Origin of the sequence: Streptomyces sp. NPDC032472 (assembly GCF_040636955.1) — a bacterium.
Classification (GTDB): domain Bacteria; phylum Actinomycetota; class Actinomycetes; order Streptomycetales; family Streptomycetaceae; genus Streptomyces.
The window spans coordinates 39,183-56,754 of the sequence record NZ_JBEZVK010000016.1 but is presented as its reverse complement, the minus strand read 5'-3'; the positions used below and the strand labels follow the sequence as shown (position 1 = coordinate 56,754).

Here is a 17,572-nt window from a genome sequence, read left to right as displayed (position 1 = left end):
GTCAGATTCGAACGTGTTGCGGAAGGGTCTTGCGCGCAGTAGGTGACGGATGAACAAATTCCCGAGAGAAGCGAAGCAGAAGCGAAGGAAGCGGCGTTCGTCGCTCCATTTCCGGGGGGAGCCCGCACCATGACAGAGGACCACCGCGCCGGTACGGCGGCAGCCGCACCCATGGTCGCGGTGCACGACGTGCACCGCACCTTCGGCAGCGGCGAACGCGCCGTCCACGCCCTGCGCGGTGTCTCCTTCGAGGCCGGGCGCGGCCGCCTCACCGCCCTCAAGGGCCGTTCCGGATCCGGCAAGACCACCCTGCTGAACCTGGTCGGCGGCCTGGACGCCCCCACCGGCGGCACGGTCACCGTCGACGGCACCGACCTCGCCGGCCTGGACGAGGCGGGCCTGCTCGCGCTGCGCCGCGACCGGATCGGCTTCGTGTTCCAGTCCTTCGGCCTGATCCCGGTGCTGACCGCCGCGGAGAACGTCGGCGTCCCGATGCGGATGCGGGGGGTTCCGGCCGGGCAGCGCGAGGAGCGCGCCCGTACCCTGCTGGCCCTGGTCGGCCTGGCCGAGCACGCGGCCCAGCGGCCCGGGGAGCTCTCCGGCGGGCAGCAGCAGCGGGTCGCCGTCGCCCGCGCCCTGGCCAACGAACCCGCGCTGATCATCGCGGACGAGCCGACCGGGCAGCTCGACTCGGAGACCGGCCGCTCCATCATGCAGCTGCTGCGGGCAGTGGTCCGCAGCGAGGGCGTGACGGCCCTGGTCGCCACCCACGACCCGGCGCTGATCGAACTCGCCGACGAGGTGGTCGAGTTGCGCGACGGCCGGATCCACCGGCCGGAGCCGGAGGCGGAGTCGGCGCGCGGCTGACGGGCGGCCGTTCCGCTCAGCGGGGGCCCGCGGCCCGCGCACGGCCGTCGATCAGCTCCTCCATCACCTCCGGAGGCAGCGACGGGTTGGCCGCCGCCGCCCGCGCCACGTCGAGATCGGTGTCGGCGAGCAGCGCGACGAGCGCCGACGGGGGCAGGGCCGGGTGGGCGGCGGCGTCGCACCGGGCCCGCTCGTCCTGCAGGCACACCAGGAGCGCTCCGGCCGGCGCATGCGGGTGCACGGCGAGTCCCCGCAGGGCCCGCCGTACGGGCGGCTCGTGGCGGGCCAGCTCCTCCAACAGTCCCGCCGGGGCGTCCGGGTTCACCGCCACCCGGGCCAGCACCCGTACGCCGTGCAGCGCGACCATGGCGCGCAGCTGCTCCTCGGACAGCCCGGGATGCGGGGCGACGGCCTTGACCACCTTCGCATCCGGGTCCGCGGCGAGCGCATCGCGCAAGTCGTCCGGCAGATCGTGCCGTTCGGCCACGAGCATGCGGACGCGGGCGTGCGGGGAGGCGGCGAGCTCCGCGAGCTCGGCCGGCGAGGCGGCGGCGATCCGCGGCAGCAGCACCGATCCGATCCGGGTCGCCGCGGAGAGCCCGGCCAGCAGGTCGAGCGGCAGCCGCGGGTGGTGGGCCAGCCGGCGCAGGGCATCGGTCGTGGAGGCGGGGTCGGCGGCGAGGGCGCGGATCAGCGGCTCGCCGATCCCGGGGTTGCCCGCGACCTCCCACCGGGTCCCGGGGACGGGGTCCTCGGCGAGGCGGGCGTACAGCTCCTGCGGGAGGTCGGACCGCTCGGCGAGTGCCCAGCGGACGAGGGCGGAGGGGTGCCCGGCCAGGCCGGCGGCGGCCGCGGCCGGGGCGGCGGGGTTCCGGGCCGCCTGCTGCAGGATGTCGTGCGCGCTGGACTCGTGCGCACCGCTGCAGGCGGCTCCGGGAGGCAGGTCGCAGTCCGTACGCGGGCATTCCGGCGGGTGCGTGAACGGGACCGGCTCGCGGTCGCAGACCAGGCAGGAGCGCGGTGGGGCGAGCCCTTCGCCGGTGATGAGCGCGGCCAGGGCGGCGGGCGGGGCCGCCGGGTTGCCCGCGGCGGACCTGCGGACCTCGGCGTGCGGGTGGGCGGCGAGCCGGGCGGCTGCCGCCGGGTCGGTGGTCCACAGCGCGAGTTCGGCCGCCACCTCGGGGTCCGGGTCGGCGGCGAGGGCCGCCGTTGCCTCGGGTGGCAGGCCAGGACAGGAGGCCAGCCGCCGCCGGACCTCGCGATCCGGGTGCGCGGCCAGGGCCCGGGCCCACCGCCCGTCCCGGCCGCCCGGCGTGTTCACCTGCGGCGCCGTTGCGGGGGCTCCGCCCCCGAACCCCCGCGCCTCAAGCGCCGGCGGGGCTGGATTGGCGGGGGCTGCGTCCCCGGGCCCCCGCGCCTCAAACGCCGGCGAGGCTGCATTTTCGGGCCCGGTGGCCTCAAGCGTCGGTGGGGCTGGGCTGTTGAGGAGGGCGAGGGCCACGAAGGGCTGGGCCAGCGGATCGACGTCGGGGACCTGGTGGCCCTCGTGCGCCAGTTCCTCCGCGACGCAAGCGTTGAGGGCCGCGAGTATGCGTATCTGCTCGGGCCGTAGGTCCGGCCGAGCGGCCAGCGCGAGGGCGAGCTCCCACTCCGCGTGGGGGCCGGCGTTCGGGTCCGGGTTCTGCGCCGGCGTGCTGGCCAGGGTGATGAGGCGGGTGAGGAGGGCGGGCGGGAGGGCCGGGTTGGCCGCCAGGCCGGGGAGGAGGAAGCGGTGGGTCATGCCCGGGCCTCCGTTCCGGCAGTCCCGGCTTCGGGGTCCGCGGCCGTGCGCGGGGTCTGCGTCGGCGGGGCGGCGGGCGGCGCGCCCGGGCCGGCTTCGGGGGCCGTGGCCGCGGCGGTCAGTGCCTTTGCCAGGGCTCGCGTGTACGGGTGCGGGGTGCGGCGGCGCGGGGTGATCAGGCCGAGGTGGCGGGCCGGGCGGGGCGGGGCCACCCGTACCGCCGTGCAGGAGGCGGGCGGGGCCAGCGAGATCTGGGGGACCAGAGACACGCCCACGCCCGCCGCCACCAGCGTCTGGGCGAAGAAGTAGTCGGTGGTGGAGGCGGCCACCTGCAGCTCGAAGCCGGCCAGGGCCGCGTACCCTCGCAGGAACGCCTCGGTCTTCAGGCAGCCCAGGACCCAGCGGGCACCGCCCAGTTCGGCCGGGTCGAGGCAGGCGCGGCCGGCGAGGGGATGGGCCTGCGGCAGCACCAGCCACATCGGATCGTCCATCAGCGGAGTCCAGTCCAGCCCGGCCCGTACCGGCGGCGGGCCGTCGAAGTGGTAGGCCAGGGCCAGGTCCGCGCCGCCGCTGCGCACGAGCGCGACGGCGGCCTCCGGCTCGGCCTCCAGCACGGTCAGCTCGACCTCGGGCCGCTCGGCCACGAACCGCGGCAGCGCCGACGGCAGCAGGTGCCGGCCCCCGCTCGTGAACGTGGCGAGCGTCAGCCGCGGCCGCCCGGCCGACAGCCGGTCGATCGCGCTGCGGACCTGGTCCAGCTCGGCCGCGATCGTCTCGGCCGCATCCACCAGCAGCCGCCCCGCCTCGGTCAGGGTGACCCCGCGGGTGCTGCGCTCGGCCACCGGATGGCCGAGGCTCCGCTCCAGCGCGGCGATGTGCTGGGAGACGGCCGACGGGGTCAGCAGCAGCGCACCGGCGGCCTTGTTGAAGCTGCCGTGCTCGGCGACGGCCCGCAGTACGCGCAGCCGCTGCACATCGATCATCAGTTTTCCTTGACACCCGTTCAGCAAGCGGCCGGTTGTGTTCCGGACGATACAGCGGCAGCGGCAGCAGCCGCCTGGCCGACCCCGTCAGCCCTCCCCGGTGCGGCGTTCCAACGGTGTTGCTACCGCGGAGTTGCTCACACTGAAGGTGACGCTGCCGGCCCGGTAGCGGTCGTCGGTCCACTCGATCGGCCGCCCGGTGGCGGTGGCCGATACATGCCGCTGGCGCAGCAGCGGGCTGCCGCGCCGGATCTCCAGCAGCCGGGCGTCCTCGCTCCCGGCCGACAGGGCGTCGATGAGGTGCTCGCCGTAGTGGGCGACGATCCCGGAGCCGTGCGCGAGGCTGTCCATGACGGAGCGGCAGTCCTCCGGCAGGGCCTCGACCGCCGCCGCGACCCAGTCCGCGTACGCCGTGCGCTCCACCATCGTGGGCTCCCCGTCGAGGAGTCGCAGCCGCAGCACCGCGAGGACCTCAGTGCCGGCGGGCAGGGCGAGCCGCTCCGCCTCCTCCGGGGTGGCAGGCCTGCGGGTGCGGGCCAGGAAGCGGCTGGTGACCTCGTGTCCGATGCCCTCGGCCCACTGGGCGAAACTGTTCAACTCGCCGAAGCTGTGCCGCCGCTCGTGACGCAGGACGATCCGGCGGGCCCCCTGCCGCGAGCCGATCAGGCCCTCGGCGGCGAGGGTGGCGACCGCCTGGCGGACCGTGCCGCGCGAGGCGGACCAGCGGGCGGCGAGGTCGCTCTCGGAGGGCAGTTGGGCCCCCACCTCGTACGCGCCGGACAGGATCGCCGAGCGCAGCGCCTCGGCGATCTCGAGATAGCGGGCCGTGCCCATGCCGTGTCCCCCTTGGCGTCGGTGTGCACCGCCAGCCTAGGCGGGGCCGGATTCAGAAGATCATCTCCGGCCCGTTTGTCACGGCTTCTTTCGGTCATTCTCCGGTCTTCGTCGAGCCGTGCCCCGCGGTCCAGCCGCCGTTCACCGTCCGTACAGTGAGACCGGGCGAACTGGAGCCACTTGTTCAGACAAGTAGACCCGCTGAATCCGCCGAACGTCTCCGGGAGAGACCGTGCTCCGTTCCTCCGCCGCCCGCCGCGGCGCCACCGCCCTGCTCGGCGCCGCCGTCCTCACCACGCTGGGCGCGTGCGGCGCCGCCCCCGACCCGTCGGCCGGGACCCCGGCCGGCGGCAAGGCCGCGGCCCGGCCGGGTGCCGCCGTCTCCGTCGCCGACTTCGGCGGCATGGACGCCCTCGTCGCGGCCGCGCAGAAGGAGGGCAAGCTCAACGTCATCGCGCTGCCGCCGGACTGGGCCAACTACGGCGAGATCATCAAGGCGTTCGAGGCCAAGTACAAGATCAAGGTCAACAGCGAGAACCCGGACGCCTCCAGCTCCGACGAGATCGCCGCCGTGAAGTCCCGCAAGGGCCAGGACCGCGCCCCCGACGTCCTCGACCTCGGCATCGCCTTCGCGCGCAGCGGCGCCGGCGAGAACCTGTTCGCCCCGTACAAGGTCACCGCCTGGGACAAGATCCCTGCCGGCCAGAAGGACGCCGACGGCCGCTGGTACAACGACTACGGCGGCTACATCTCGATCGGCTGCGACGCGGCGAAGATCACCACCTGCCCGCAGACCTTCGCCGACCTGCTCAAGCCCGAGTACAAGGGCAAGGTCGCCCTCAACGGCAACCCCACCAAGTCCGGCTCGGCCTTCGGCGGCGTCTACGCGGCAGCCCTCGCCAACAAGGGCTCCTTCGCCGACATCCAGCCCGGCATCGACTTCTTCGGGCAGCTGCGGCGGAGCGGCAACTTCATCCCCGTCGAGTCCACCCCGGCCACCGTCGAGAAGGGCGAGACGCCCATCTCCATCGACTGGGACTACCTCAACGCCGGCTACGCCGAGCAGTTCAAGGGCAAGGGCGTCGACTGGAAGGTCGCCGTCCCCGCCGACGGCGTCTACGCCCAGTACTACTCGCAGGCCGTCAACAAGGAGGCCCCGCACCCGGCGGCCGCCCGCCTGTGGATGGAGTTCCTCTACAGCACCGAGGGTCAGAACCTGTGGCTGGGGGGCCACGCCCGCCCCGTGCTGCTGCCCGTCATGACCCAGGACGGCACCGCCGACAAGGACGCCGCCGCCAAGCTGCCGCAGATCCAGGGCACGCCGGCCTTCCCCGCCTCCCCGGAGCTGGACAAGGCCAAGGCCACCCTCGCCGAGAAGTGGGCCAAGGCCCTCTCCTGATGTCCACCCCCGCCCTCACCCCCCACGCGGAGGACACCACCGGCGGCGGGCCCGACACCGCCGCCGGGGGCGGGCCCGGCACCTCCGCCGAGGCCCCCGCCTCCGCCGCCCCCGCCCCGGCCCCCGCTTCCGCCCGTGACCGCCGACGCCGCCGGCGCGGCCCGCGCACCTGGCTCGCCGCGCTCCCGCTGCTCGCCTTCACCGGGCTCTGCTTCGGCCTCCCGCTCGGCGCCATCGCCTTCGGCGCGGTCACCCGCCCCGACCCGGCCGACGGCGCCACCCGCCCCACCGCCGAACACCTCGCGCGCTCCCTTCGGGGTCCGTACCTCACCTCACTCATCGGCAGCGTCCAGCTCTCCGCCCTCACCGCGCTGATCGCCACCGTGCTCGGCGTGCTGATCGCCCAGGCCGTCGTCACCTCCCGCTCGACGGCCCTGCGCAACGCCACGCTGACCGCCTCGGGCGTGCTCGCCAACTTCGGCGGCGTGCCCCTCGCCTTCGCGTTCATCGCCACCGTCGGCATCTCCGGCGTGGTCACCCAGCTCGCCGACCTCACCGCCCTCGGCTGGAACCTGTACTCCTTCACCGGCCTCGCCGTGGTCTACCTGTACTTCCTGATCCCGCTGATGGTGCTCGTGACCGTGCCCGCGCTGGACGGACTGCGCCCGCAGTGGCGCGAGGCCGCCCGCAACAACGGGGCCACCTCCTGGCAGTACTGGCGCCTCGTCGGCCTGCCCGTCCTCGCGCCCACGCTCCTCGGCGGCTTCGTGCTGCTCTTCGGGACCGCCTTCGCCGCGCACGCCACGGCCGCCGCACTCGTCGGCGGCTCCGTCCCGCTCGTCACGCTCAAGATCGCCGACGCGCTGTCCGGCAACGTGCTGACCGGCCAGGAGAACGTGGCGCTCGCCCTCGGCCTCGACATGATCCTGATCGCCGGCCTCGTGATGGCGGTCCACCTGCCCCTCCAGCGACGGAGCGCCCGATGGCTGCGATGACACCCCGCCCGTGGCGCGTCGCCGTGCTCCTGCCCGCGGCCGCCTACTTCCTCCTCCCGCTCCTCGCGTCCTTCGTCTTCACCGTGCACGTCCCCGGTCAGGGCATCGACTTCGGGGCGTACACCCAGCTGCTCTCCGCCGACGGGTTCACCCCCAGCCTGCTGCTCTCCCTCGGGCTCGCGGCCGCCACCATCGTGCTGTCCCTGCTGCTCACCGTGCCCGCGCTGATCGCCGTACGGCTCGGGGCGCCCCGCCTGCGGCCCGTCGTCGAGGTGGTGTGCACGCTGCCGCTGGTCGTGCCGCCCATCGCCCTGGTCACCGGGATCACCACCGTGCTGCGGTGGGGCCCCGAGCACCTGTCGCGGACCCCGCTCTACCAGACCTTCCTGGCCGTCCAGAACCCCGACTTCCCCGTCGTGCTGGTCCTTGCCTACACGGTGCTGGCGCTGCCCTTCGTCCACCGCTCGCTCGACGCCGGCCTGCGCGCCGTCGACGTGCCCACGCTGGTCGAGGCCGCCCGCAGCTGCGGCGCGAGCTGGGCGTACGTGGTCCTGCGGGTGCTGCTGCCCAATCTGCGGGCCTCCCTCGCCGGCGCCGCGTTCCTCACGCTGTCCCTGGTCCTCGGCGAGTTCACCATCGCCTCGCTGCTGGGCTTCCGGCCGTTCGCCGTGTGGATCGTCTCCATCTCCGGCGCGCACGCCCGGATGTCGGTCGCCGTCTCGATCCTCAGCCTCCTCGTCACCTGGCTGCTGCTGCTCGTCCTCTCGCGGGCCGGGACCAACCCCTCCGCGGTCTCCGCCGCACCCCGTACGCCCGCCACCTCCCGCAAGGAGTCCTGACCCCCATGTCCACCACCCTTCCCGCGGCCCGCAAGCCCGGCGGCCCCGCGGACGGCACGGACGGCGCGGCCGCCGCCACGGGCGCGCGGGTCGTCTTCCGCGGCCTGCACCGGGCCTTCGGCCCCACCACCGCCCTCGACGGCCTCGACCTGACCGTCGAACCCGGCGAACTCCTCGCCCTGCTCGGCCCCTCCGGCTGCGGCAAGACCACCGCCCTGCGCATCCTCGCCGGCTTCGAGCAGCCCGACGCCGGCGAGGTCCTGATCGACGGAGAGGACATCACCCGCGTCCCGGCCAACCGCCGCGACATCGGGATGGTCTTCCAGTCGTACAGCCTCTTCCCCCACCTCAACGCCCGCGACAACGTGGCCTTCGGCCTGCGCGTTCGGGGCGTCGGCGCCGCGCAGCGCCGCGAACGCGCCGCCGAACTCCTGGACCTGGTCGGCCTCCCCGACCACGGCGACCGCTTCCCGCACCAGATGTCGGGCGGCCAGTAGCAGCGCGTCGCCCTCGCCCGCGCGCTGGCCCTGCGCCCGCGGGTCCTGCTGCTCGACGAGCCGCTCTCGGCGCTCGACGCCAAGGTACGGGCCACCCTGCGCGAGGAGATCCGCCGGCTCCAGCTCTCCCTGGGCATCACCACCGTGTTCGTCACCCACGACCAGGAGGAGGCGCTGTCGATGGCCGACCGCGTCGCCGTCATCGGCGCCGGCCGGCTGGAGCAGTGCGCGGCCCCGGCCGAGCTGTACGAGCGCCCCGCGACGCCGTTCGTCGCCGAGTTCGTCGGCACCATGAACCGGCTGCCCGGCCGGCTCACCGACGCGGGCCTGGTGGAGGTGGCGGCCGCGGGTGCCCGGCTGCCCGTGGACGGGCCCGTCCCGGAGGGGACGCGGGAGGTGGAGGTGCTGGTGCGTCCCGAGAACGTCACCGCCGCCGCCGACCCGGAGGGCACGGCCGCCGTCCTCGGCGCCTCCTTCCTCGGCGCCGTGACCCGGCTCCGGCTCGAACTGCCCGGGGTGGCCGCCCCAGTCAAGGCCGACGTGCCCTCGCGGGACGCGGCCGACCTGGTTCCGGGGGCGCGGGCCGCCGTCGGCCTGGTCGAGCGGCCCGTGCTCGTGGTGGCCCGGAGCGCCGGATGAGCGCCCTGGCCGCCGTCCTGTTCGACATGGACGGCACCCTCGTCGACACCGAGGTCCTGTGGTGGCAGGCCACCGAGGAGGTCGCGGCCGGGCTCGGCCACGCCCTGGGCGGCGCGGACGCCCCCGAGGTCGTCGGCCGGGCCGTGGCCGACACCGCAGCCCACCTGGTGCGGGTCTCGGGCGGGGGAGACCCGCACGAGGTGGCCGAGGAGCTCACCGGGCGGTTCTTCCGGCGGGTGGCGGCCGGGGCCCCGCTGCGGCCCGGCGTCGACCGGCTGCTGGCCGAACTGGCCGCCGAGGGCGTGCCCTTCGCCCTGGTCAGCGCCTCGCCCCGGCTGGTCGTGGACGCCGTGGCCGGCGGGGCGCTGGCCCACGTCCCGTTCGCGTTCACCCTCTCCGCCGACGACACCCCGCGCACCAAGCCCCACCCGGACCCCTACCGGGCGGCCGCCGAGCGGCTCGGCGCCGCACCGGGGGCCTGCGTGGCCGTCGAGGACTCCCCGGACGGCGCGGCCTCGGCCGAGGCCGCCGGCTGCGCGGTCCTGGTGGTGCCGTCCCTGCTGGAGGTCGCCGCGTCCCCGGCGCGGTCCTTCGCGGCCTCCCTGGAGCACGTCGACCTCGCCGGGCTGCAGGGCTGCCTGCGCTGAACCGCCGCCGCCGGGTTCACGGGCTGTGCAACCGGACCTCGGGCTGCGCGGGGCTCGGCCCGGCGAGCAGGGGCTGCGGTACGCCCCGCGGGTGCTCGTCGAAGAAGGCCGTGACGCAGGCCCGGGTGACGGCCACCGCGCGGTCGGCCGGGATGTCCCCGGTCTGCAGGCCGAAGCGCTGCTGGAGCACGGGGCCGTCGCAGAAGCCGAAGTGGTCGGCTCCCCGGTCAGCCACCGCTTCCAGCCGCCCAGCGCCGGCCAGGTCCGGTCCCAGGTGCGGTCGGTACCGCCCGGCCGGTGCCCCTCGTCGTCGGTGCCGAGCATCAGGAACGGCCGCCCGCCGAGCCCGTCGGCGGGCAGGGCGTCCCGGAACGCGCCGTCCATGTCGACCCCCGCGGCGATCCGGCGGTCCGCGAGCGGTCGACGGCCGCCGCGTACGGGGTCGGTCGGCCGCGGGCCCGTCAGCCGGTCCGGTACGAACCGGGTGTCGGCGGCGCGCGCGGCCGTCACCGCGGTGCCGCCCACCTGCCCGTCCTCCGCGGCACCCCGAACCCGGGCGAGCACCACCCGCGGGTGCCGTCCCGGCGCGGGCTGCACGTCCACCGCGCCGCGGGTCCGCTCCGGGCCACCTCGCGCACCAAGGCCGGGTCCTCGACCCCGACGCCGCGCAGCAGCAGCCGCGCCTCCTCATCCGCGGCATACGGGGCCGGCCGGCCCGGCCCGTGCGGCGCCGCCGGAGGTCACCATCAGCTCGCGCCCGTCGGCCACGTCGTGCGCACCGGTGGGCGCGGGCAGCCGCAGCCGGCCGGGGACGCCACGGGCGCCGCCCCCCGCCCCCGCGTCGCCCCGCAGACGTACGCGCGGCGGCGGCCGTACGCCGCGAGTCGCCCCCTCAGGCGGCCAGGCCGAGGAGTCGTAGCACGCCGTCCACGTACGCGGCCGAGACCGAGCCCGGCCGGGCCGCCGCCTCGCGCCGCAGCGAGTCCGCGGCGCGGCGGACGAAGGCTGCGCACTGGCCGTACAGCCCGGCCTCGTACGCGGACCCGTCGTCGTCCGAGCCCAACAGGGCGACCAGGGCCCACAGCAGGGCCTCCCGGGTCGCCAGCCGCGGCGGCCCTGCCGTCCACACGGCCATCAGCACCCCGCACACCGCCGGGGCGGGGGCCTTGAGCACCCCTGCCTGGAACGCGTGCCCGTTCAGCGCGCGGTAGGCCGCCGGATGGCCCTCGGCCGCGTTCCACAAGGTGTCCACCAGGTGCCCTGCGCTGCGGCCGCATCCGCACTCGATGGCATCCCAGTCGTGCCGGGCGATTTCGGCCACGACGGCGTCGGGCACCAGCGGGCTGCTGCGCGGCTTGTCCGTCCCTCTCATGGCAGCAGTATGAGGACCCCCGCAGACAACGAACCAGGGGGCCCACCCCGCGCCTCAAACGCCGGCGAGGCTGAAATGGCCCACCCCCGGCTTCGAAGCGTGAGGGCGGGGCCGGGATTTCCGACCCTCGTCTTCCGGCTTGGGGTGTCTGCTTCGCTCGTCCCATCACTCGGACGGGGGTCCGACACATCCAGCCCCGCCGGCGATTGAGGCGCGGGGTCTGGGGCGGAGCCCCAGGGGGCACCTCCCAGCGGTAGCCGGGGGAGAAACCCGGCTCCCCGGGGTCGAACAGGGAAGCGGAATTGGGGGAACCGGATCGACCGGGGGGTCGTCTGAGAGCCCGTGTGGATGAAGAGAAGAATCCTGACCCTGCTGCTGGCGTTGCTCGCGACCCAGCTCGGCTCGCTCATCAGCCCCGCCTGGGCGTGCGGCTGCGGTGCAATGATCCCCGACGGCCAATCCCGCATCGGCGTCTCCCGCGAGACCTCCGTCGTCCGCTTCGACGGCCGCACCGAGCAGATCGTGATGCGCTTCACCGTCGGCGGCAACGCCAAGCAGGCCGCCTGGATCATGCCGGTGCCCACCCGCGCCACGGTGGAGCTCGGCGATCCCGCCGTCTTCGGTGAACTGCAGTCGGCGACCAGGCCCGAGCACAAGCCGCGCTACTACTTCTGGCCGCGGCAGGGGGACTGGCCCTTCTCCTCCTCCATCGGCGACGGCGCCGCCGCCGGCGCCCCGCCCCGCGACGCCGCGGCCCCGGTCGGCGTCGTCGGCCGCGAGCAGCTCGGCGACTTCGACGTCGCCCGGCTGACCGCCACCGACCCGGAGGCCCTGCGCGGCTGGCTGGAATCCAACGGCTTCCGGCTGCCGGACACGCTCGCCACCGAGGTCAAGCCGTACGTCGACCAGGGGTGGGAGTACGTCGCGGTCCGCCTGGCCCCGCGGGAGAAGGGCCGGACCCTGTACGGCACCCTGGACCCGCTGCGGATCCGCTTCGACAGCGACAAGCTCGTCTACCCGATGCGGCTCTCCCGCATGGCCAAGACCCCGCAGTCGCTGGGCCTGTACGTCCTGGCCGACCACCGCATGGAGCCCGTCGGCCGGATCGGCGGTGACGCGCCGAAGGTGACCTTCGCCGGGCGGATCACCCCGGACCGGCACCTCGCCCCCCTCACCGACGGCAAGGACGCCTTCCTCACCGCGATCGACCAGGAGTTCCCGGAGCCGGGCCGCATCGACGGCGACCACGAACTGCGCGCCACCGCCACGGACACCCCGTACCGGCGCACCGTCTACTACGGCCTGATCCGCAAGGTCGGCGGCGTGCCGACCTGGCTGCTGACGGTCGGCGCCGGGCTTCTCCTCGTCGTGCTCGGGGCGGTGTTCGTCCGGCGCCGCCGCGCGGCCCGGCGCGCATCCCCGGCGGCGCCCGCCGCATGACCGTCCGTCCGGCGGCTACCTCGGCAGCGGCGGGACCGTGTACGTGGCGCCCGGGTCGAAGGTCGGCGGGGTCCAGTCCAGGATCGGCGTGTGCTTCGGCGCGGGCGGCGGATTCGGGCCCCGGTTGGGGTTCTGCGGGATCTGCGATCCGCCCGAGCCGCCCGAGCCGCCCGAGCCGCCCGATCCGCCGGTCGTCGGCGGGGTCTTCGGCCGCGCGCCCGGGGTGGCCGTCGGATCCGGCGTCTCGGCCGGCTCCGAGGCCCCCGCCGGGGTCGGCGACTGTGCCGAATCGGAGGCGGACGCCGACGGCGACGGCGTGGGCGAGGCGGGGGCCGGCGCGGCGGGCTTGTCTGCCGTCGGTGCCTTGCCCGAGCAGCCGCCGGCCAGGACCGCGGCGGCCACGGCCGCCAGTACGCCGGTCGCGGCCCGCGCCGCCACGGTTCTGCGGGACATCGCGCCCACCACCCACCCCACCCCTTCACGTGTGTTCGATCGATCGACCGAAGTGCGGCAGATCGTAGCTCAGATCGAGGCGGACTCCTGCGGCAGGACGATCGTCACCCCGCGGCCCGGCGCCGTGCCCATCGCCGCGAGGGCCGCCGGAGCCGCGTCGAGCGGGATCGCGGCCGTGACCAGGAGGTCCGGCCGCAGCGCCCCGGACCGGACCAGCTCCAACATCGGCGGGTACGCGTGCGCCGCCATCCCGTGGCTGCCGAGGATCTCCAGCTCCCAGCCGATCACCCGTTCCATCGGCAGGACCGCCGCCCCGGCCGCGGGCGGCAGCAGCCCGACCTGGACGTGCCGTCCCCGCCGGCGCAGTCCGGCCACCGAGGCGGCGGCCGTCACCGGCGAGCCCAGGGCGTCCAGCGACAGGTGCGCGCCGCCGCCGGTCAGCTCCCGCACCGCCTGCACCGTGTCGGAACCCGAACCCGAGCCCGAGCCGGCGTCCACCGCGTGCACCGCGCCGAACTTCCGCGCCAGCTCCAGCGCTTCGGGCGCCGTGTCCACCGCCACGACCCGCGCCCCGGCCGCCGCCGCGATCATCACGGCGGACAGCCCGACCCCGCCGCAGCCGTGCACGGCGACCCATTCACCGGGAGCCACCCTGCCCTGCGCGACCACCGCGCGGAACGCCGTCGCGAAGCGGCAGCCGAGCCCGGCCGCCGTGGCGTACCCGAGCTCGTCCGGCACGGCCACCAGGTTCACGTCGGCGTGCTCCAGGGCCACGTACTGCGCGAAGGACCCCCAGTGGGTGAAACCGGGCTGGGTCTGCCGCTCGCACACCTGCTGCTGGCCGGCCGCGCACTGCGCGCAGCTCCCACAGGCGCAGACGAACGGCACGGTGACCCGGTCCCCGGCCCGCCAGCGGCTGACCCCCGCGCCCACCGCCTCCACCACCCCGGCGAGTTCGTGCCCCGGCACGTGCGGCAGCACGATGTCCGGGTCGTGGCCCATCCACCCGTGCCAGTCGCTGCGGCACAGTCCGGTTGCCTCGACACGCACCACCACCCCGCCCCGGGACGGTGCCGGATCCGGTACCTCCCGCACCTCGGCCGGCTGCCCGTACTGCTCGAAGACCACCGCACGCATCGCGTCCGCCCTCCACTCGACTCCCGCGCACGCTACCCGCCTTCGCCGCCGCCCTCGCCCCCTTGGCCGCCCCCGCCCCCGCTCCCACCCCCGCCCCCGCCCTCGGCCGCCCCGGCCCGGGCGAGGGCGATGACGCCGACGCAGATCAGGGCGATGCCCAGCAGGCCCAGTAGTCCCAGCTCGGACACCAGGGAGCAAGTAACTCCTCGGTAGGTTCAGGTAGCTCATCCCTTGCGGCGGGCGGCGGGGTCTCGCTCGGCGACGTGCCGGGCGACCGCGTCGACGCCGGGGCGGGCGTACCGCTCCAGGGAGCGGACGCAGGCGTGGTGAGAGCGGGCCGGCAGCATCGGGGTGGAGGTGCCGTTCTCGGCGTCGTGGGTCAGGGCGCTGTGGCGGAGCCGGTGGGTCCAGCCGTCCAGGTCCTCGATGTCCTCGGGCGAGGCGATTGGGTTGGCCACCAGCCGGGTGTTCTCCTCGAAGATCTCTTCGGCCCGCCGGTAGGAGAGCCGGGCGCGGCCGGTCTCCTCGCACACGTCCAGCGCCGCCGTCCCGGCCGGGGCCCTGCGGCCGGTGAGGAACAGCGGGCCACGGGTGCGGCGGGCGGTGAGACGGGGCAGGAGCTGGGCGGTGCCCGACTGCCAGTGGATCCACTCGGTCGCCCCGCCTTGGCGGTGATCCGCCCGCGCTTGTCCTGCGGGTACAGATCTTCCACGTTCAGGCACAGCACCTCATCGGCCCGCGCGGCGGACTCGTAGAGCATCTTCCAGAACGTCTTCTCCCGCAGGGCGACGTCCAGGCGCCACAGGGCGGCGATCTGGTTCTCCGCCAGGGCCTTGGTGCGGTCCGGCGGCGCCGGCCGCCGCTCGATCCCGATCGTCGGATCGACGCTGACCCAGCCCTGCCGCTGCCACCAGCCGGTGGCCTTGCGCGCGATGGACGGCTCCCGGTTGACGGTGTCGGCGTCCATCTCGTCCGCCCGGGCCGCTGCCGGCTCGGCCGGCACCTCCGGCAGCACCGGGTCGTCGATCGCGGCGACGGGGAAGACGGGCGGCTTCGCGCCCCGGCGGGCCGGGCCGGTCGGCGCGGGCTCGCCGGCGAACATCCACCCCCACGTCGTCAGCGAGATCTGGTAGACCCTGGCGGAGGACTTCGCGATCCCGGCGCCGGCGAGGTACCGCTCGACCGCCGCGGTGTACGACGAGGGAGGGGGCGGACAGGGGCACCACCCGGGCGCGCGGCAACCTGAGCGCGCCCCGGGCCCCGAGTTCGGTCACCGGTTCGATCGCCATACCCGTCCCCGCCCTCCGGCTCTGCCGCAGTAAACGCGTACACCTCGCCCCGGCGGCCGGCATGCCCCGCCGCAGGTCGCGAAGATCACCATTGAGGCTCCTCCGCAGTGAATCCGGCATTTACTGCGGCACCACCCCGACGATCCATCAGGCGCCGGAAGTCCGACAAGCAGACCTCGCGGAGATCGGCCAGTCGGATCGAAGGCAACGCGCTGATCGCCCGGTTCTGGGCGCGGCGGGCCGCGTGGCTTGAGCCAGCCATCCGACGATCCGCACGGGCAGCTCGTTGTTCCGCCGCTCCCACCTCAGACCAGCAGAATCAGTGAATCCGTAGTGGCACTCCATCCGGAGCCGCAGCAAGTTTTGCCCGACGTGCGTCCTTCAAGAGTCACATGCACGCCAACCTGACCTCCCCGCTGGAGGACCTGGCAGAGTCTCAGGGGCGGCGGCGCTGGGTCCCGAACCAGATCGGTCCGGCGAAGCTTTGCTGCCGCGATACGTTTGCCGGATTCCGGATGCACCAGGGCGACTGATTAGAGCCCAACATCGATCACTGGCAGCTGACTGTTGTTATGGATGATCAAGACGGCCTCGGAATCGCGGCGCGAGAGGATCAGGCGTGCCTGGGCCGCTTCCGCGTCCCGCTTCTCCGCAGTCCGCTGCTCGCCATCACGGATCGCCACCCAGAGTGCCACGCCGACCGCTCCCACTGTGGCGGCCGCGCTTGCGATGCTCGTCCCAGTCGTCCACCAGTCCGTCACACGCACTCCTCTCGTCCGATCGACCGTAGGGGGAGAGGAATGGGCCAGCTCGGCGGCGCGGCGCACAACCATCAACGCCCACCCCGCCGGAGGATTCCCATGTGCAAGGGGTTCGGGTAGTCAGGTGGGCTCGCGCATTCACCCGTCACCAGTTCTCCGAGGGGTCCAGCCTGGTGGTGACCGCCGATGGTCTCCGGAGGCGTATCGGCTCCAGGTGCCTCCGGCCTCGGAGGCCAGCTTGGCCGTGGTAACCCGGTGGTAGCTCAGGGCCTCCGCGACAACCGGGGCAGGCATTTCCAGCACGTGCTGCCGGATCGCGGCAGCGCGGCCGGCGGTGGTGGGAATGCCGAGGTCGTTGAGGAGGGTCGCAAGGACATCTGGGTGGAGCGGTTGCCCGGCTCGGCGGCCCGGGAACAGCCACCGGCAGGCGCGGTTGGTCGCGGTGTTCATGTTGTCCCGGCTGTCGATCCAGCGGAGCAGGAGTTCCGCGAGCGGTTCGGGAACGGGGGACGGCGGCTCGCCCAGCCGAAGAATGGTCTGCTCTTCCGCGTAGGCGATGTCGTCCAGGGTGAGCCGGACGACGCGGCTGAGGGGCTGGGCGTATAGCAGGACGTTGCTCCCCGCGACTCGGGCTCGCAGAGGCAGGCTCGGGTCGGTGAGAAGGCGGCCGATCAGCTCCAGGCGCTCGGTCTGCGGCATCGGTGCGGCTCGGCTGATCTGCACTGGCGGCAGCCGAAAGGGCCGGGTGAGCTTGCTGGCCGAACACCACAGCAGGAAGCTCCGGATGGTGTTGCGGGCGTATTCGTTGTGCTCGGCGTGCCAAGCGTCGATGCCGGTCTGACCGCAGGCGGCGAGCGTGTGGTCCCGCTCGGCGATCCAGTTGAGGAACGCAGTGGCCTGCTTGACCTATCCGCGACATGTCTGCGGGCGGCTGGTGTGACCGGCTTCCTCTCGGCGCGGGCCCGTAGCCGCGGCAGCGCCTCCCAGGTAGCGAACCGGCGGATGATCTGTGCGTGGTCAGGGTCGGGGATGTCGGAGAGGTGCCCGATGAGCCATCTTTCGAACGAGCAGATCTGCTTGTCGATGGCGGGCAGGATGCCGCAGGCCATGAGGAGTTCCCGCAGGTGGGCGGCGGCTCGCCAGGGCTGGAGAGAGTGGAAGGCTTCGTGGGTCAGCTCGATGTCGCCTCTGCCGAGCCTCCGGAGGAGGTCAGCGGTGGAGCCAGGGTTCCCTTTACGCCTGTCGAGCCAGGCGAGGGCGGACAGTGGGCGGTCCATGGCCAGGAGCGACGTGGCCAGTGGGAGGAGTTCGGGGCGGATGCGGCCGGTTCCGTCATCCAGTAGCTCGTCGAGCCGGTCAGCCATGGTGCATCGAGTGCAGAGCCGGGCACGGTGGAGCTTGTCCTCCGTTCCGCAGCGAGAGCATCAGTAGGGCATCATGAAGCCCGCGCAATCAGAGCAGATCCGTCCTCCGTCGCTGGGCCGCAGGCCGGGAAGCGCGCGCTCGTCGCCGCAGCCGGGACATGTGCCGCGGACGAGGAGGGCCTTGTCGTGGCAGGTACGGCAGACGTGGCGATCGGGCCAGCGGGCGGCGAACCAGCCGTGCCGCCCGCAGCGGGCGCAGGTCCTTTTGTGCCAGCG

General features: G+C 74.4%; 18 protein-coding genes and 1 pseudogene. 8 read left to right on the top strand and 11 right to left on the bottom strand.

Annotated elements, in window-relative coordinates; all coding sequences use genetic code 11:
• The first annotated feature begins 129 nt into the window (after positions 1 to 129).
• Positions 130 to 867 carry an ABC transporter ATP-binding protein gene (locus tag AB0F11_RS13090; protein WP_362171712.1) on the top strand — a complete coding sequence of 246 codons (738 nt, stop codon included), beginning with the start codon at positions 130 to 132 and terminating at the stop codon, positions 865 to 867.
• Positions 868 to 883: 16 nt separating this feature from the next.
• Here AB0F11_RS13090 and AB0F11_RS13085 read toward each other — a convergent pair whose 3' ends face one another.
• The 3 genes from AB0F11_RS13085 to AB0F11_RS13075 all read right to left on the bottom strand — a co-directional run bounded on the left by AB0F11_RS13085 (position 884) and on the right by AB0F11_RS13075 (position 4,464).
• Complete coding sequence (locus tag AB0F11_RS13085; RefSeq protein ID WP_362171709.1) at positions 884 to 2,647, bottom strand: hypothetical protein; 1,764 nt, start codon at positions 2,645 to 2,647, stop codon at positions 884 to 886.
• Positions 2,644 to 3,630 carry a LysR family transcriptional regulator gene (locus AB0F11_RS13080; RefSeq protein ID WP_362171706.1) on the bottom strand — a complete coding sequence of 329 codons (987 nt, stop codon included), beginning with the start codon at positions 3,628 to 3,630 and terminating at the stop codon, positions 2,644 to 2,646. The genes AB0F11_RS13085 and AB0F11_RS13080 overlap by 4 nt, the downstream gene beginning before the upstream one ends.
• A gap of 87 nt (positions 3,631 to 3,717) precedes the next feature.
• Positions 3,718 to 4,464, bottom strand: a complete 747-nt coding sequence (locus AB0F11_RS13075; RefSeq protein ID WP_362171703.1) for a GntR family transcriptional regulator — start codon at positions 4,462 to 4,464, stop codon at positions 3,718 to 3,720.
• 271 nt (positions 4,465 to 4,735) lie between these two features.
• On the opposite strand from AB0F11_RS13075, the gene AB0F11_RS13070 reads away from it, so the two are divergent.
• The 5 genes and pseudogenes from AB0F11_RS13070 (at position 4,736) to AB0F11_RS13050 (ending at position 9,480) form a co-directional block, all read left to right on the top strand.
• Positions 4,736 to 5,863 carry an extracellular solute-binding protein gene (locus tag AB0F11_RS13070; RefSeq protein ID WP_362171915.1) on the top strand — a complete coding sequence of 376 codons (1,128 nt, stop codon included), beginning with the start codon at positions 4,736 to 4,738 and terminating at the stop codon, positions 5,861 to 5,863.
• On the top strand, positions 5,863 to 6,858 hold the full coding sequence (locus AB0F11_RS13065) for an ABC transporter permease subunit (protein ID WP_362171700.1): 996 nt from the start codon (positions 5,863 to 5,865) through the stop codon (positions 6,856 to 6,858). The genes AB0F11_RS13070 and AB0F11_RS13065 overlap by 1 nt, the downstream gene beginning before the upstream one ends.
• Positions 6,846 to 7,697 carry an ABC transporter permease subunit gene (locus AB0F11_RS13060; RefSeq protein ID WP_362171697.1) on the top strand — a complete coding sequence of 284 codons (852 nt, stop codon included), beginning with the start codon at positions 6,846 to 6,848 and terminating at the stop codon, positions 7,695 to 7,697. Before AB0F11_RS13065 ends, AB0F11_RS13060 begins: the two co-directional genes overlap by 13 nt.
• Before the next feature lie 5 nt (positions 7,698 to 7,702).
• Positions 7,703 to 8,833: pseudogene (locus tag AB0F11_RS13055) on the top strand (ABC transporter ATP-binding protein).
• On the top strand, positions 8,830 to 9,480 hold the full coding sequence (locus tag AB0F11_RS13050; protein ID WP_362171694.1) for an HAD family phosphatase: 651 nt from the start codon (positions 8,830 to 8,832) through the stop codon (positions 9,478 to 9,480). The pseudogene AB0F11_RS13055 and the gene AB0F11_RS13050 overlap by 4 nt, the downstream one beginning before the upstream one ends.
• 16 nt (positions 9,481 to 9,496) lie before the next feature.
• On the opposite strand, the gene AB0F11_RS13045 is transcribed toward AB0F11_RS13050, so the two are convergent.
• Together AB0F11_RS13045 and AB0F11_RS13040 are read right to left on the bottom strand one after the other, a co-directional pair.
• Positions 9,497 to 9,715 (bottom strand): hypothetical protein, encoded by a 219-nt coding sequence (locus AB0F11_RS13045; RefSeq protein ID WP_362171691.1) that lies wholly within the window; start codon positions 9,713 to 9,715, stop codon positions 9,497 to 9,499.
• A 657-nt stretch (positions 9,716 to 10,372) separates the two neighbouring features.
• Positions 10,373 to 10,852, bottom strand: coding sequence for a hypothetical protein (locus AB0F11_RS13040; protein WP_362171688.1), 480 nt, complete (start codon positions 10,850 to 10,852; stop codon positions 10,373 to 10,375).
• A 348-nt stretch (positions 10,853 to 11,200) separates the two neighbouring features.
• On the opposite strand from AB0F11_RS13040, the gene AB0F11_RS13035 reads away from it, so the two are divergent.
• Positions 11,201 to 12,292, top strand: coding sequence for a DUF2330 domain-containing protein (locus AB0F11_RS13035; RefSeq protein WP_362171685.1), 1,092 nt, complete (start codon positions 11,201 to 11,203; stop codon positions 12,290 to 12,292).
• 15 nt (positions 12,293 to 12,307) lie between these two features.
• On the opposite strand, the gene AB0F11_RS13030 is transcribed toward AB0F11_RS13035, so the two are convergent.
• From AB0F11_RS13030 to AB0F11_RS13015, 4 genes are all read right to left on the bottom strand, one after another.
• Positions 12,308 to 12,745 (bottom strand): hypothetical protein, encoded by a 438-nt coding sequence (locus AB0F11_RS13030; protein WP_362171682.1) that lies wholly within the window; start codon positions 12,743 to 12,745, stop codon positions 12,308 to 12,310.
• Positions 12,746 to 12,814: 69 nt separating this feature from the next.
• Entirely contained in the window at positions 12,815 to 13,882 is a 1,068-nt protein-coding gene (locus AB0F11_RS13025; RefSeq protein ID WP_362171679.1) for a zinc-dependent alcohol dehydrogenase family protein, read from the bottom strand.
• 32 nt (positions 13,883 to 13,914) lie between these two features.
• Entirely contained in the window at positions 13,915 to 14,070 is a 156-nt protein-coding gene (locus AB0F11_RS13020; protein ID WP_362171676.1) for a hypothetical protein, read from the bottom strand.
• 36 nt (positions 14,071 to 14,106) lie between these two features.
• A complete protein-coding gene (locus AB0F11_RS13015) occupies positions 14,107 to 14,604 on the bottom strand; it encodes a site-specific integrase (protein WP_362171673.1) in 498 nt (165 codons plus the stop codon).
• Positions 14,605 to 14,715: 111 nt separating this feature from the next.
• Here AB0F11_RS13015 and AB0F11_RS13010 point away from each other — a divergent pair, with 111 nt between their 5' ends.
• Complete coding sequence (locus AB0F11_RS13010; protein WP_362171670.1) at positions 14,716 to 15,015, top strand: hypothetical protein; 300 nt, start codon at positions 14,716 to 14,718, stop codon at positions 15,013 to 15,015.
• Between the two features lie 689 nt (positions 15,016 to 15,704).
• Here AB0F11_RS13010 and AB0F11_RS13005 read toward each other — a convergent pair.
• Positions 15,705 to 15,932 (bottom strand): hypothetical protein, encoded by a 228-nt coding sequence (locus tag AB0F11_RS13005; protein WP_362171667.1) that lies wholly within the window; start codon positions 15,930 to 15,932, stop codon positions 15,705 to 15,707.
• A gap of 138 nt (positions 15,933 to 16,070) precedes the next feature.
• The gene (locus tag AB0F11_RS13000; protein ID WP_362171665.1) at positions 16,071 to 16,631 is read right to left on the bottom strand and encodes a hypothetical protein; all 561 of its coding nucleotides are present in this window, start codon (positions 16,629 to 16,631) and stop codon (positions 16,071 to 16,073) included.
• Between the last annotated feature and the right edge of the window lie 941 nt (positions 16,632 to 17,572).